The following is a 17,220-nucleotide window of genomic DNA, read 5'->3' as shown; positions in this document are numbered from 1 at the left end:
AAAGCATTTATGAAAACTATCAAGATATTCCTGGCATCATCAGAGGAACTTTCTCCTGAGCGGGAGAAGATGGCAGATCTCGTGCTGCATTTGAACAAACTGTTCAAGGGACGCGGTATTGAACTCGACCTTGAGAAATGGGAGTATCTTGATGCTTCCATGTCGGGCAAGCGCAAACAGGATGAGTATAACGACGTACTGCATCAGTGCGATATCTGTATGGTGCTGTTCTGGCGGCGATTCGGCAGCTATACCGGAGAGGAACTGGATGTGGCGTACAAGAGTATGCTCGATGGTGGCAACCCGCAGAAGATCTATGTGTTCTTCAAAAACCCTAACAGCGAAGATGTTTCTCAAGAGGTACGCGACTTTATCACAGAATATGAGAAACGTTATGGAGGACATTTCTTCTGCAAGTTCCATACAGTGGACACCATGAAGCTGGAATTCCTCCTACAACTAGAGAACTACCAGAAGGATATGCTTGGAGAGAAGACCATAGAGGTGCGGAATGAGCATGTCTTCGTGGACAACGAAGCACTTGTCGATCTCAATAATGTTCCTTTTGCAGCCAACAACGAGGGTTTCAAGAAGAGGCAGGCAGAACTGAAGAAACTGCGAGAGGAGATTACGGATATACAAGCTAATCTGGAAAAGAAACAAAGGAAACTTGAAAGGAAGAAGGCTGATTATGAGGAGAATCCCGATGATGAGGACTGTTTGGAAGACTATCAGGATGCAAAGGAAGATGTTGACAAACTGACGGATGACCTTCAGAAGAAACTCGATTGCAAGAATGCCTTGGAGGACGAGTTCGAGCGTGAGCAGCAGAATCTCTTCAACACTGCTAGACGCATCACGGAGCAGCGAGGCAGGAAAATCTCTGAGCGCATGACTCGCGCCATCGAGGCATTTGAAAGCGGCGATGCTCAGCGGGCAGATATTATCCTTGATGAAGCCGAAAAAGATTTTGATGAAGCCCGGAAGGATTTCCGCATGACTAAGAAAGTCAGCGTTCAGGCGCTTGAGGAACAAATCCAGAGAGCCTCATACAAAATGTCAAACAACTTTATACCCATTGAAGAACGTTTAGCAAAGACTCTTCAGATATACGAAGAGGCAGACGCCTTCGCACAGGAGATTAATTATGATCAGAAGAAATATTTAGATTTCCTTTGGGATTATTCTGCTTTCCTTTATGACCATGCCCATTACGAGAAAGCTATAGAAATTTACAACAGACAAATAAAAATGTGTGAAGATTTCTATGGCAAAGAGCATCCTGATACGGCCGGCTCATATAACAACATCGGCGCCGTATACTGTGATCTCGGCAATTACGACAAGGCATTAGAGTATCAGAAGCGAGCATTAGAAATTAGAGAGAAAGTCTATGGAAAGGAGCATCCTGAAACGGCAAGCATATATGGCAATATCGGTGTTGTATACGATTGTTTCGGCAATTACGACAAGGCTCTTGAGTACCATAAGCGTGCATTAGAAATCCAAGAGAAAGTCCTCGGCAAGGAGCATTCTGACACAGCAATTTCATGTGGCAACATCGGTGTTGTATACGGTATTCTTGGCAATTACGACAAGGCGCTGGTGTATCATAAGCAAGCATTGGAGATTCGAGAGAAAGTCCTAGGCAAGGAGCATCCTGAAACGGCAAGCTCTTATAACAACATCGGTATTGTATACGATTGTTTCGGCAATTATGACAAGGCGTTGGAGTATCATAAGCAGGCTTTGGACATCCAAGAGAAAGTCATGGGCAAGGAACATCCTGACACGGCACTTTCATATGGCAACATTGGCAATGTATTCTTTCGTCTCGGCAATTACGACAAAGCACTGGAATATTACAATCAGGCATTGGTAATCCAAGAAAAAGTCTTAGGCAAGAAGCATCCTGAAACGGCACGCTTATATATCAACATCGGACTCGCATACAAAAATCTCGGCAATTACGACAAGGCTCTTGAGCAATTTGAACTATGCCTGAAACTCCAGAAAGAGCAGAATATCCCAGAAGGGAGTATCCACGAGACAGAAGAAAAGATTGTATCACTCAAAGAACTGAAGAAGAATGGAAGATTATCAGAACAATAGGCAAATAAGAGTCTTTATCTCATCCACATTTAGTGATATGCAAGAAGAAAGAGAATACCTTTTTTATAATGTATTCCCTAAAGTGAGGAAAGTTGCAGAGAGTAGAGATGTGAAGCTTGTAGAGATTGATCTTCGCTGGGGCATTACATATGAAGAGTCTAGTAATGGAAAAGTGCTGGAGATATGCTTTAAGGAAATCTGTAATTGCAGACCTTATTTCATTGGTATTTTGGGGGACAGATACGGATGGTGTCCTGAAATAAACGAGTTGCAGAAGAATCCAAATTTGGAAACCGACTTTCCTTGGTTAAAAGATTATATTCTCCAAGGCAAAAGTGTGACAGAGATGGAAATGCAGTATGGAGCTTTAAGCAAGAGGCTTCAACCAAATCAAAAAATATATGCGAACTTCTATATTAAAGAAGATACTGCCCAAACCAGTCCAAACCAAAAATTCCTAAAAGACTTCGTCAGAAGTCAGACCAGTTTCCCGAAGCAATCATATCGTTCTCCAGAAGAATTAGGGAAACATGTTGAAGCAGATCTTCTTTCTTTGATTGATAGATTGTATCCAGAAGAAGAATGTACACCATTCGAGAAAAAGAAAAGTATTCAAAGGGCGTCTTTACATGCTTTCTCATTTGCCGTTAAGCCAAAGAACTCTGTTATTGATCACTTAAATCAGTTTTTAAACAGCTCGAAAAGATATTTAGTTGTACATGGGGATGATGGGTGTGGGAAAACCTCGACATTAGCATTCTGGATTACTCAAATAATAAAGTTACATAAAGTTGTCTATTATTTTGCTGGAGAGTCTAAAGAAAGCAAAATGGAATCTTACAAATCGTATGTTATTGATTCTCTTTGTGAACTATATCACATGAAAAGGAGTGAAGATGACATGGATTTTAAGCACTTTGTTTATGAGGTGACTTTAAACAATCCTACCATATTCATCGTTGACGGAGTAGACCATTTTGACGATCCTTATATACATCCCCAAGAATTTTTGCCAAATGTTGCTGCAGGTAGCAAAGTCATCATATCTTTAAGAACCGCTAACTACAAGAACTCTGACTGTGCAAACTTGGGGCATGAATGTTTTGATACAGCTGCAAGAGAACATCCTGAAATATACTCTGATTACATGCACTACTTAGACATCGTTTCAGGAAGAATGAAAGATTCTTGTGGATTTTTAGACGAATATATTAAAACAACAATCAAAATAGGTAGTTTATCAAAAAAAGAGTGCAGAAACATAATCGCTCATACACTAAGTGAATACGGTAAAAAGCTAACAAGATTACAATTAAACGAAATCATATCAGATGCAAAATCAAAAGTCCCATTTAGTCTTCGATGTTTAATTAGCTCCATCATTAATCTTCGTAGCCCGGAAGATCTTGATGAACATATTGAAGTATATCGTAACATAAAAACTGTCTACGATTACTATCTTTACCTATTGAAACAGCATGAAGAAATATTTGGTAATAAAACTGTTCGTGACTTTTTATTATCGATTATTGTATCCAGAAAAGGCGTACCTGAACATGACCTACGCTGTATTATCAACACTAATCAGCTAAAGTTTTCTCAAGTGTATTATGGTTTAGGAGCATTCATAAGAAACAAATCAGGTTATATCGTATTTGCCAACGATGGTATTAAAAATGTAATAGCACAACATTATAGTTCTGTATCGCTTGATATCTATCGACAAAAGTTTATTGACTATTATCTGGGGATGGACAACAATATAGGTGAGGATTCAGATTGTAATAGCTGGATGTGGAAGTTCGACCTGCCCTATCAATGTAAATTTCTTTCGAGATACGATGATTTATATTATGTTGTTTCACAGCCACAAGTTTTACTTGCTCAATTTCATGGAGCTTATTCTGGTACAGCGCCAGAGTATTACGTTGGTGAAGTTGTTGAATATTGGGATGTTTTGCTGAAACACACAAACTATTCCCTGGATACCTATTTTAACGACTCGGAAAAATATATAAACAAAGACCCTTTATCATTGGCATATGTTGTCATGATATCCAGATGCATCCAAGCACCTGTAGACAGTATAAGATATGTGCATTGGGCTTTAGACATTTATTCTTCGTATGGAGATACGTATATTCCCGTCATTTTATCTCTTTGCCAGTCGCTTGCAAGTATCTATGAAAGCGAAAATGACAAGGAAGGAAAAAGACTGATATTGACAAAGGCATTGAGTATATGCATAAAATATATCAATAGAGCCGATTTTTCTATCTTCCTTAGGTCTATTGTAAATGATTTGGTTGAACTGTATGGAGACATTACTCAGAACGATGATCTTTCGATTACGTATAATGAGCCGACAGCTGAAGGTGAGAAAATCTACGAAGATTTGTATGACTTATTACTACCGATCTCAGATAACGAAGCCTATGTGTTAATCTTCAGAGACGTTGTTAGTGCTTTGTCGAGGGTATATGTCAGAAAAAACATGTATGAATTTGCCTTACAACGACAATTAGAGGCATTAAGGATCTCTGAGAAGTATAAGAATAAGATAGTTAATAATGACTATTATTTATTTGAAGCCAATTGTGCTTATGACCATTATGAATGTGCTATCATATATCAGAAACTCAGAAATAATAAAGAAGCTATAGTACATTGCGAGAAGGCCATAATATACTATCAGAGAGAAAAGGACGAGCGAATAGTTGGTAATATGCTTAATATATTGAACAAGATGCTCGAAGAACTATAAAATTAGGTATTAATACTTTGTATTTTCGATTATAAACAGTATCTTTGCAACATCAATAAGTATTCCACATCCCAAAATAAAGCAGAAGAGATATGAAGACCAATATCATTGACAACCGCCAGATACGAGTATTCATCTCATCCACGTTCCAAGATATGCAGGATGAGAGGGATTACCTGATGAAGCGTACTTTCCCCATGCTGCGAAAGCATGCGGCAGAACGGGATGTAACGCTGACAGAACTTGACCTTCGGTGGGGCATCACCGAAGAAGAGTCAAAGTCTGGCAAGGTCGTGGAAATCTGTCTGCGTGAGATTGAAAACTCTATACCCTTCTTCATTGGCATCATCGGCAATCGATACGGATGGGTTTCTTCAAGAGAAGACCTTGGTGGGAATGTTACAGAACGCTTTACTGACGTTAACAAATATATCGAGCAACATCTTAGTGTTACTGAGATGGAAATGCAGTTTGGTGTGTTAGCACGTAAGGAAGACATGCATGCTTATATTAAGGAACAAGAAGAGAAAGATGAGCAAGACTATCCTGAGATGCTGGAACGATTAAAAGAGGAAGTGAGAGCTTGTAGATACCCAGCTAAAGAATTGATAAATAAACAATAGCAAATTCGTAGCGTAACATTAGAATTATAACATATTATTAAAGGTATGAAATACGATATTTTTATTAGCTACAAAAGGCTTGGCATTAGCAGCGCGACAGCTGCGTATCTTTACGACCTTTTAACGAAAAAAGGCTACAGCGTATTCTTTGACCGCAAAGAAATTCGTCAAGGACGGTTCAATGAGCAACTGCTTACACATATTGAAGGAGCACAGGATATTTTCGTGCTACTGGAACAAAACTCGCTTAATTCATGTTTCAATGGTATTTCAGGCTCGTATAAAACAGACTGGTTTTGCATGGAGATAACACATGCATTAAAGAATAAGAAAAGAATTATTCCGTTGTTGTTGGACGGATATAAGATGCCTGCAATACAAGAACTTCCTCCAGAACTGAAAAGTTTGGCCTTGGAGAATGCGATTATTTTCGAAGCCTCTGAAATTGATGATTTCTATAAGAAATATTTGATAGATCAAGGGTATTTGCAATCTAAACCGAAAAACCTGTTTATGTCAAGCCTTAATGGAAATGGTATTGCGGATTTCCTTTTTTATTCCAATGGGCATTGTGACATCTTTGAATATGGAAATCTGATAGGTTCTTTGGATCAAAATGTTGACGAGAAACATCCATACATATACACGGTAAAGAGAGCTGGAGAACACAGATTTGATTGCAAGAACAATGATACTTGCGAGGAACAGAGTTTCATTGTTAGTATTGAAAAAGACACACAGAAGTACGTGCCAATACAATGGAAACTCACGCAAAACCTTTGGGAACTCTCGGAAAAAGATATTGAAGCCCAAGATGATTCAAATACATTGCTCTTCTGGGGACGTGGACTTTTTGAAGGTTCAAGCACTCATGAACCTAAGATTGAAATGTCATTTCTCTGCCTTCAGAAAGCAGCAAAGCAATGGAATATTGATGCAAAAAACTATATTGTAAGAAATATTAATGCTATTACGAACAACAAGATAGAGAGAGACGTTATTGTTCCATGGCTGAAATTGGCTGCAGATTATGGTAGCAATGAGGCCCTATATATCCTTGGTTGTATGTATTTGCGTGGAAACGGCGTTGAGAGAAACGGGAAAACCGCTTTGTATTATTTTGAACAATCTGCCAATTTGGGTAATGATAAGGCAATGCGGCAAATTGGTTGGATGTATACTGAAGGAATCGGTGTTAAAAGAAATTATTCTAAAGGAAGGTTATGGTATGAAAAATCAATCAATCTTGGGAATAAAACATCAATGATATGGCTTGGTGAGATTTATCAGTATGGAAGAGGAACGAAACAAGATCTTGACAAGGCACTTTCTTTATACACTCAAGCTCTAGAAAAGGAAAAAGTATCTCCATTAATCAGAATAGGTTCATTGTATTTCGGCCCTGGCAAATACCATAATATGAGCAAAGCTTACAGTTTCTTTTGCGAGGGTGCTAACATTGAAGAAAACAACAATGAGGTTGCTTTCTCCAAAGTAATGTGCTCAATAATGATGAAAAAGGGCTATGGAACAGATGTTAATATTGAAGGGGCAGAAAGACACATGAACGAAGTAGACAAAATTTCAGCTACCTTTAAGGACATTTGTACTTTTTATAACTCTATTTCGTGGCAACTATATTTAATGGAAATATATGATGAGGCATTGCCACTTGCATTAAAATCTATAGAGTTGGGTGAGAACCCAGCCAACCTAGATACACTTGGCGCGATTTATAAAGCTTTAGGTGATTACGAGAAGGCTTTGGAGGCATATAATAAATGTCTGTCATTGGGAAAGCAATCTGCCAAGCTTGATATTGAAAAGATTAATAATATCATCAAAAAAAAATAAGAAGTGATAAGAAAAGCTGTTATTTCCTACCATCGACAATATGACAAAGCCTTGGATCATTTCCGCAAAGCCCTTAAAATCCGTTTGTTACATCCGACTTCCGAAGAGGGTGCCATCCTGCAATCACTGAAATACATTGAAGAAACCGAAATAATAATTGAAGATGAGCAATAGTAATCTCATAGAAAACAGACAGATACGTGTATTCATCTCATCCACATTCCAAGATATGCAGGACGAGAGGGATTATCTGATGAAGCGTACTTTCCCCATGCTGCGCAAGCTTGCGACAGAACGAGACGTAACGCTGACAGAACTTGACCTTCGTTGGGGCATCACCGAAGAAGAGTCAAAGTCTGGCAAGGTCGTGGAAATCTGCCTGCGTGAGATAGAGAACTCCATACCATTCTTTATCGGTATTATAGGAAACCGCTACGGATGGGTTCCCGAGAAGAAAGACATCAGCGAGAATGTCACAGAACGCTTCCCTGATGTCAATACTTTCATCGGTCAACATCTCTCCGTTACAGAGATGGAGATGCAGTTCGGTGTGTTGAAGCGCAAAGAAGACATGCACGCCTATTTCTACATCAAGAATAAAATGGAGGAGCAGGACAATCCAGAAATGCTTAACCGTCTTAAGGCTGAAGTAGAAGCAAGCAGATATCCTTCTTCTACTTACAGCTCACCTGAGAATCTCGCAGAACAGGTAGAGCAAGCCTTTATTGCACTTCTTGACCAACTGTTTCCTGAGGGGAATATCTCAGAATTGGAAAAAGAGCGAATCGGCCAACGTTCTTTTATGCACCAACTATGCCAGAACTACATTCGCGACGAGAAGAATTTCAAGGTGATTGATGACTGGATGCAAGACTGGGAGCAACACCAGATGGTTATAACTGGAGCAAGCGGTCTGGGTAAAAGTGCCCTCATAGCGAACTGGGTAAACGAAAAACTGCAGGATAAAGATCGTGGATATAATATCATCTACCACTTTACCGGCAATGGTGGAAGTGAGAGCAGCCATGAACAGATCATGAAAGTGCTCATTGACGAAATCAACGATGTATACGGATGGGAGTCGGAGAAGATATCTTCCATATCTCAGAAGGATAAATTGAATGATTTATTCATCAAAGTGGCAACAGAAGGAAAGAAACCATTGTTAATTGTTATCGACGCCATCAATCAGATTGTTGACATCGGCAATGCCAAACAGCTGTACTGGCTGCCAATACCTCCCAAAAACATAAAGATTATCTTCTCTACGCTTGAGAATGACCGTACCATGGAGGTTTTCCGCTACCACAACTACCCTACGTTTGTACTGCAGCCTATTAGTCTAAAGCATCGCAGGCTGTTGATTCATGATTATCTTCACTTGTTCGGAAAGAAACTCACCGAAGAACAGATTGAGCTTATTGCTAACGACAGTCTATGCGAAAATACACTCGTACTGAAGACCTTGCTCGATGAACTCATCAACTTCGGTGTTTATGAAATGTTAGGCAAATATATAGAAGAGTATCTATCGCCAAATACTGTCGAAGATTTTTATCAGTTGTTACTATATAATTATGAGAAAGAATTTGGAAAAGAAATTGTTGAGCATTGTCTCACTTTAATATCCATAAGTCATCTAGGGTTAACAGAGGGAGAAATTATGAGAATTGCTACTATAAGGCAGGTCGATTGGGCTACATTGTATTGTGCTCTTTTCTCTTTTTTGACCACAGGAAACGGTCAGATATTGTTTTCCCATATCCATTTTAGCAATGCTGTTTCAAAAAGATATGATATAAACAACAATACTATTATCACATATCGCAGAAACATCATTGAAACCGTTTCTGATATTAGTCCCCAAAGAGCAGTCTTAGAGGTTCCATTTCAGTTATATCATTTATATGATAATAAAAGTTTATATATTTTTGTAAAAAGAGAATTTGAAGTTCTTATAAATTTCGATGAGAAATGGGCGGCTTTTTATATCCAGAGAATCATAGGAGAAGGTTTAGGTACTTTAAAAGAATTTTTACTTAAAAAGGACAAACACGATCAGCCTGATTTTTGGTATGCTGATTTCATCTTTAGTCATCCTAATATAGTTAAAACCGCAATGAGTCAAGAAAATGGAATTTTGAAATTCCTTGAACCATATTTAAGTTCATCTCGTTACTATCCAAATTGTATACACAAATTAGCGGAAACATACGAGTCGATAGATATAAATACAGCAATAGAATTTTACCAATTAGAAATTAAATATTATAACGAAAAGATTTTGTTACCACCACCTGGATTTCTTAAAGAAGAGGAACAGATGGACATTTGGCATAGAATACAAGAATTAAAAAGGAATAGAAATGAATAACGCGAGACAGGATCTGATAGGAAACCGACAGATACGAGTATTCATCTCATCCACATTCCAAGATATGCAGGATGAGAGGGATTATCTGATGAAGCGAACGTTTCCAAAGCTTAGGAAACTTGCGGCAGAACGTGATGTGACACTGACCGAACTTGATCTTCGTTGGGGAATCACCGAAGAAGAAGCTAAGACGGGAAAGGTCGTCGAAATATGTCTTCGTGAGATTGAGAACTCCATTCCTTTCTTTATAGGCATTATCGGCAACAGATATGGTTGGGTGCCGGAAAAGGATGACCTTAGCGCCAATGTCACAGAACGATTTCCCGATGTTAATACTTTCATCGGTCAACATCTCTCCGTTACGGAGATGGAGATGCAGTTCGGTGTGTTACAGCGTGAAGAAGACATGCACGCCTATTTCTACATCAAGGATAAGATGGAGGACCAGGATAATCCTGAAATGCTTAACCGTCTTAAAGCTGAAGTAGAAGCAAGCAGATACCCTTCTTCCACTTACAGTTCACCTGAGAATCTCGCAGAACAGGTAGAGCAGGCCTTCATTGCACTTCTTGACCAACTGTTTCCTGAAGGTAATATTTCGGAGTTGGAAAAAGAGCGTATTGGCCAACGTTCTTTTATGCACCAGCTTTGCCAGAACTATATCCGCGATGAGCGCAACTTCCAGGCACTTGACGAGTGGCTGAACGACCGGGACTGCCGCCAGATGGTGGTAACCGGCGCCAGCGGCATGGGAAAGAGCGCCCTCATCGCTAACTGGCTCAACGAAAAACTCTCGGACGAGAACTGTGACTACAACATCGTCTACCACTTCACGAGCAACGGCGGCAGCGAGAGCAGCCATGAACACATCAAGACGGCGCTGAGCGACGAGATTGCCGACATCTACGGCTGGAACGCCACAGGCGATAATGGCATGCCGCAGTTCAGCAGTGCAGAAGGAGGGCAAAAAGAAAACAAAGACGACAAACTAGACAAACTGTTCCTTCGCGTAGCCGGCGAGGGCGACAAGCCTCTGTTGATAGTGCTTGACGCCGTGAACCAGATAGTGGACAACGACAACGCGAAGCTGCTCAACTGGCTGCCTGTGCCCCCCAGGAAGGTGAAAATCCTGTTCTCCACCCTTGAGGCCGACAGGACGATGCAGGTGTTCAGGAACAGGAACTATCCCGTCTTCACCCTGCAGCCTCTGGACATCGCCAACCGCAAGAGGCTTATAGAAGGATATCTGGGACAGTTTGCCAAGAAACTGACCCCCGAGAATGTGGAGCGCATAGCTGGTGACAGGCAGTGCGAGAACACCATGGTGCTCAAGACGCTGCTTGACGAACTGATCAATTACGGCGTATACGAGAAGATAGGCGACCGCATAGAGTATTACCTCTCGCAAGAGACGATAGAGGACTTCTATCAGGCGCTGCTGCAGAGCCACGAGGACGAATTCGGCAGAGACATCGTCACCCACGCGCTGTCGCTGATAGCCGTCTCCAAGAACGGCCTCAGCGAGGACGAGATACTCGCAGTGTTGAACCACGGCAGCACTGAAGACAACCCGCGTGTCGCTCGCCTGTATTGGTCGCAGTTCCTGTGCGCGTTCATGTCGCACACGGTCACCAACGGGGGAATCATCACCTTCTCCCACAGTTATATCCTCTATGCCGTGGAAGAGCGTTACCTGCAGAGCGACAACAATTACGAGCGCACTTGCCGCGAGGAGATAGTTCGCTTAACGGAAAGCCAAGAAACCGCCCGCGCCTTCGCCGAAAAAGCCTGGCAACTGTTCAATCTCATAGACCACAAGAGACTGCATGAGTTTCTACTAAATATCAAGGTTTTTGACTCTCTATATAAATCAGACGAGTTTGGCTTAGGTCAATATTGGCGAGAACTAATGGCTAAAGGCTATAATCTATCCGATTATAAATTATTGCTTGACGATGCTGATATAAAGTCTTGTAATAACATAAGTGGATTCTGTCGAGCTATTATGGCAGATTACGATACAGCCAGACAGATAGCCGAGATCTCACTGCAAAAGGCCAGGGAGAAGTTCGGCGAGGACAGCAAGGAAACGGCTAAAAGTTACAACAACATCGGGATTGTTTATTTTGACAAAGGCGAGTACGACAAGGCGCTGGAGCATCACCTGAAAGCGCTTGATATTCGCAAGAAGGTTCTCGGGACTGAACATCCCGACACGGCAATGTCCTACTACAATATCGCAAGTGCATATGGCTGCGAGGATGACTTCTACAAGGCACTGGAGTTTCACTTGAAAGCGCATGAGATTAACGAGAAGGTGCTCGGCACGGCACATCCTGCTACGGCTGATTTCTACAACAACGTCGGACAAGTATATGGAATCAAGGGCGACTCTGACAAGGCGTTGGAGTGTTTCCTGAAAGCCCTTGAGATTTTAGAGAAGACGCTCGGGATGGAGCATCCCGATACGGCAAGTTCTTACAATAGAATCGGGGGTGAATACTGGTACAAGGGCGATTACGACAAGATGCTGGAGTATTACCTGAAAGCCCTTGAGATTCGCGAGAAGGTTCTCGGGGCGGCGCATCCCGACACTGCAAGTTCCTACAACAACATCGGAGTTGTATATTCTGACAAAGGCGATTACGACAATGCGCTGGAGTTTCATCAAAAAGCCTTGGAGATTCGTGAGAAAGTCTTCGGTGCGGAGCATCCCGCCACGGAAACTTCCTGCCACTACATCGGGAATGTTTATGAAATCAAGGGCGACTACGACAAGGCACTGGAGTATTATCTGAAGGCGCTTGCAGTCAAGGAGAAGGTGCTCGGCACGGAGCATCCCGCAACGGCAGATTCCTACAGCAACATCGGGAATCTTTACGGGAACAAAGGCGACTACGACAAGGCGCTGGAGTATCGCATGAAAGCCCTTGAGTTTTTTGAGAAGGTGCTCGGCACGGAGCATCCTGACACGGCAGGCATCTATAATGATGTTGCATGGCTCTATCATCTCTTGAACAGATATGAAGAGGCGCTCCCCTATATTGAAAAGGCCATAAATGTGTTTCCTGACGACGTCAATTGTATCGACACGCTTGCCACTGTATATCAAGGACTTGGTCGGCACGATGAGGCGCTGGCGCAGTTTGAGCATTGCCTTCAGTTGATGAGGGAGCAGGCCGCGCCGAAGTATAGTATCCAGGAAATCAAAGACAAGATAGCCTCCCTAAAGGCAATGATGAAGAAATAATAGTAGTAGAAACATCAAAGAGTTAACAACGATGATTGACAATCACCTGATAGATAATCGTCAGATACGTGTGTTCATCTCATCCACATTCCAAGATATGCAGGATGAGAGGGATTACTTGATGAAGCGAACGTTTCCAAAGCTTAGGAAACTCGCGGCTGAGCGTGATGTGACACTGACCGAGTTGGACCTCCGCTGGGGTATCACCGAAGAGGAAGCCAAGACGGGCAAGGTCGTTGAAATATGCCTCCGTGAGATTGAGAACTCCATTCCTTTCTTTATAGGTATCATAGGCAATAGGTATGGCTGGGTTCCACAAAAGGATGATCTTAGTGCCAATGTCACAGAACGGTTCCCCGATGTCAACACTTTCATCGGTCAACATCTCTCAGTTACAGAGATGGAGATGCAGTTCGGTGTGTTGCAGCGTGAAGAGGATATGCATGCCTATTTCTATATTAAGGATAAGATGGAAAAGCAGGACAATCCTGAGATGCTTAACCGTCTTAAGGCTGAAGTAGAAGCAAGCAGATATCCTTCTTCCACTTACAGTTCACCTGAGAATCTCGCAGAACAGGTAGAGCAGGCATTTATTGCACTCCTTGACCAGCTGTTTCCAGAAGGAAATATTTCGGAGTTGGAAAAGGAGCGAATCGGCCAACGCTCTTTTATGCACCTGCTTTGCCAGAACTACATTCGCGACGAGAAGAATTTCAAGGTGATTGATGACTGGATGCAAGACTGGGAGCAACACCAGATGGTTATAACTGGAGCGAGTGGCCTGGGCAAGAGTGCCCTGATGGCGAACTGGGTAAACGAAAAGCTGCAGGATAAAGATCGTGGATATAATATCATATACCACTTCACTGGCAATGGCGGAAGTGAGAGCAGTCATGAGCAGATCATGAAAGTGCTCATTGACGAAATCAACGATGTATACGGATGGGAGCCGGAAAAAGAGTTGAACAAGTCTCAGGAAGACAAATTGAACGAACTGTTCATTAGGGTGGCATCAAAAGGTAAGAAATCTCTGTTAATTGTACTCGATGCCATCAACCAGATTATCGATACAGACAATGCCAAACTGCTGAACTGGTTGCCCTTCCCACCAAAGAACATCAAGATACTGTTCTCTACGCTTGAAGATGACCGGACGATGGAGGTGTTTAAGAACCGCCACTACCCTACTTTCGTTTTACAACCAATAAGTCTTGACCATAGAAAACAGCTGATCAATGAGTATCTCCACCTATATGGAAAGAAACTCAAGAACAGACAAATTGAGCGTATCGCCAACGACAGTCAATGCGAGAATACGCTCGTTCTGAAAACGCTTCTAGAAGAACTCATCAACTTCGGCATATACGAAAAGCTGGATGAGAAAATAGATTATTATTTGTCACAAGACACTATTGAGGATTTCTATCAGGCTCTGTTGCATAGCTATGAGAATGAATACGGAAAAGACATTATAAAGTACATTCTTTCTTTAATCGCACTTACTAAAAATGGACTTTCTGAGTCTGAGATTTTGAGTATTACAGAAGTTCCATCCCTTTGCTGGTCACAACTATTCTGTGCGTTAAGTGCCCACCTTTCAAACAAGAACGGACTCATTGCCTTCTCGCACATTCACATTTTAAATTCAACTATAAAGCGCAATTGTTCTTTAGATAAGGAATTTGAAAATAGTATAAGGAGAGATATTATAAAGTGTTTTAAGGATTATTCCGACTCTCGTCATGTCAGTGAGATTTCCTGGCATTATTATAAGTTAAAAGACATCATAGGCTTACACGATTATATATTAGAAATCAACAGATTCCTAATTTTATGCGATGAAAAAGTTGAACTTATCCATTATTGGCATCTTCTATATGAAAATGGCTATAATATGTCTGAATACAAACCTTTACTGAAGGAACATTCAATAGAAGTATGTCTGGTTTTTAGTTGGATATGCAGAGATTATCTAGCAGATTATGATAATAGTCTACAGTTTGCATTGTTAGCTTTGGAAAAAGCGAATATCAGCGGCACAGATAAATCTACCATTTCTTCTACTTATAAAGTTATTGGACTTATATACCAAAAACAAGGGAATTATGAAAAGGCATTGGAATACCATCAAAAGGACATAACGTTATGGGAAAACACAGTAGACGATCAAAGAGGAGATTTATCTACTGCATACGGTAATTTAGGAACTACATACTACCAAATGGGAGATTATGAAAAGGCTTTAGAATATCATAACAAGGCCCTACAAACTTCCATTTCTTTTGGAGAAGAAAATGCAGGAACAGACATTCATTTTCATAATGTTGGGCTTGATTATTATAAGTTAGGAGATTATCAAAAAGCATGCGATTATATTAATAAAGCAATAACAATTCGTGAGGAATTGTATGGTTGCAATAGTGAGATTACGGCAGAATCATACAATGCAGCTTCACTTATTCATGCAGATTTACATGAATATGAGAAATCCCATGAATATGCCGTTAGAGCATTGGATGCCACAACAAATACATATGGTAATTATCATCCTATGACTGCGCAAGTAATGGATAATATTGGCACATCTTATGGAAACCTAGGAGATTACAGCAATCTATTAAAATACAAACTTGAAGCATTAAAAATACGAGAGCAAATTATGGGATTAAACCACCCAAAGACTGCCGAATCCATGAATAATGTAGGAAGGGCATACGGATTAAATCAAGATTTCAACTCAGAACTGGAATATGAAATAAAATCTGCCTCGATTTTAGAGTCGCATCTACAAACATATGTAAATCCCGATTTGTTCACAGTTTATGACAACATCGCCAAAACTTACTCAAAACTGCATGACAATGAAAATGCCAGGATCTATTACGAAAAAAGGCTTGAATTCTCCAAATCACTTTGGGGTGAAACGAGTTCTAACACGGCTCTCGCTTTAAATGATTATGCTACCATTCTGGTAAAGAACGGCAATTATAAAGAGGCACTGCAATATAGCTCCAAAGCACTGGAAATAAGGCGATCAATATATGGGAATGAACACGCACACACAGCAATGTCTTATTGTAATACTGGTGCTATTTACGCGTATTTGGGAGATTATGAGACTTGCGCTGATTATATCACATCTGGTGCCGCCATATACGCAACCTTAGGACGATACAAGGAAGCATTAGATTACTATCAGAATGTTCTTGAAATACGTAAGGCTATATTCCCCCCAGACCACAAATACATTCAGGAGACAATAAAGGCTATTGATGAAATTAATAAAATGATGAAGTCATGATGAAGTATGTAGAAAGAAATATAGTGATCTTAATAGCACTATTGCTATCGTTACATTCATGTAGTGCAGGTTCTCCAACTAAGTTTCCGGAGGTTGGTTACCCTACCCTATCCGATACAATTCCTTCGAGGATTATAGAGCGCATTTGCTATACTGTATCTTATAACAACAGTACTTTCATGCCGAACTGGGTAATGTGGCAGTTGAAGGGAGAGCAAGTGATGAAGCGGAAAGAGGGCGTGTGGAACGAATATCATGAAGATCCTGAGATTGAGGAAGGCAGCCGGGCACTGCTCTCTGATTACGCTTCATCGGGTTATGACCGTGGACATATGTGTCCTGGTGGTGACTGCAATTGGAACGATCAGGGGCGAGATGAGACTTTCCTCTTATCCAACATGTGCCCCCAGAATCCCGTCTTGAATCGGGGAGACTGGAAAGAAATAGAAATCGCATGCAGGAGATGGGCAAAGGAGCACGGCAGCATTTATATCGTCTGTGGCCCCATCTTCCTTAAGAGCCAGGTTCATCAGAGAATCGGCGCCAACCAGATACCCGTTCCGGAAGCATTCTTTAAAGTGATCTTATGCATTGACGACAATGAGCCCATGGGCATTGGATTCATTTGCAGAAATACCGACGGCAACAGGAAGAAAGACTTTTACGTGAACTCCATCCGACAGGTAGAGAGGATTACAGGATACAAGTTCTTTCCCAATCTGGCCGATTCCATCAAGGAACGTGTCTATGACATGACTGACATAAGTCAATGGGATCTACCTAGTCTCTCTCGGTAAAGATTGTCGAGGAATTCAACTCATTCATTAATTAATCAGAATTACTTCAAGAATAAAAATTGACTCACATGAAATACGAGGAAGTATTCCCAGACATAAGATAAGATTGCTGCACTTAAACATGTCCCACATAATTAAAACAAAA

8 protein-coding genes are annotated in these 17,220 nt (G+C 41.0%); all 8 read left to right on the top strand.

Features of this window, described 5'->3' with window-relative positions:
- Positions 1-9: 9 nt before the first annotated feature.
- On the top strand, positions 10-2,112 hold the full coding sequence (locus tag BLR73_RS09735; RefSeq protein ID WP_091861562.1) for a tetratricopeptide repeat protein: 2,103 nt from the start codon (positions 10-12) through the stop codon (positions 2,110-2,112).
- Positions 2,090-4,876, top strand: coding sequence for a DUF4062 domain-containing protein (locus BLR73_RS09730; protein ID WP_091861560.1), 2,787 nt, complete (start codon positions 2,090-2,092; stop codon positions 4,874-4,876). Before BLR73_RS09735 ends, BLR73_RS09730 begins: the two co-directional genes overlap by 23 nt.
- A 92-nt stretch (positions 4,877-4,968) precedes the next feature.
- Entirely contained in the window at positions 4,969-5,499 is a 531-nt protein-coding gene (locus BLR73_RS09725) for a DUF4062 domain-containing protein (RefSeq protein WP_091861557.1), read from the top strand.
- A 45-nt stretch (positions 5,500-5,544) separates the two neighbouring features.
- Entirely contained in the window at positions 5,545-7,353 is a 1,809-nt protein-coding gene (locus tag BLR73_RS09720; protein ID WP_091861555.1) for a TIR domain-containing protein, read from the top strand.
- Positions 7,354-7,516: 163 nt separating this feature from the next.
- A complete protein-coding gene (locus BLR73_RS09715) occupies positions 7,517-9,727 on the top strand; it encodes a DUF4062 domain-containing protein (protein ID WP_091861552.1) in 2,211 nt (736 codons plus the stop codon).
- A complete protein-coding gene (locus BLR73_RS09710) occupies positions 9,720-12,977 on the top strand; it encodes a tetratricopeptide repeat protein (protein ID WP_091861549.1) in 3,258 nt (1,085 codons plus the stop codon). Before BLR73_RS09715 ends, BLR73_RS09710 begins: the two co-directional genes overlap by 8 nt.
- Before the next feature lie 31 nt (positions 12,978-13,008).
- Positions 13,009-16,278 carry a tetratricopeptide repeat protein gene (locus tag BLR73_RS09705; protein ID WP_091861546.1) on the top strand — a complete coding sequence of 1,090 codons (3,270 nt, stop codon included), beginning with the start codon at positions 13,009-13,011 and terminating at the stop codon, positions 16,276-16,278.
- Positions 16,275-17,075 (top strand): DNA/RNA non-specific endonuclease, encoded by an 801-nt coding sequence (locus BLR73_RS09700; protein ID WP_091861543.1) that lies wholly within the window; start codon positions 16,275-16,277, stop codon positions 17,073-17,075. Before BLR73_RS09705 ends, BLR73_RS09700 begins: the two co-directional genes overlap by 4 nt.
- Positions 17,076-17,220: the final 145 nt, after the last annotated feature.

The sequence above is a fragment of the Prevotella sp. khp1 genome (assembly GCF_900102205.1).
In the GTDB taxonomy this organism is placed as follows: domain Bacteria; phylum Bacteroidota; class Bacteroidia; order Bacteroidales; family Bacteroidaceae; genus Prevotella; species Prevotella ruminicola.
Note: the sequence above shows the minus strand (reverse complement) of the source record. Positions and strands in the feature narration are given on the sequence as shown.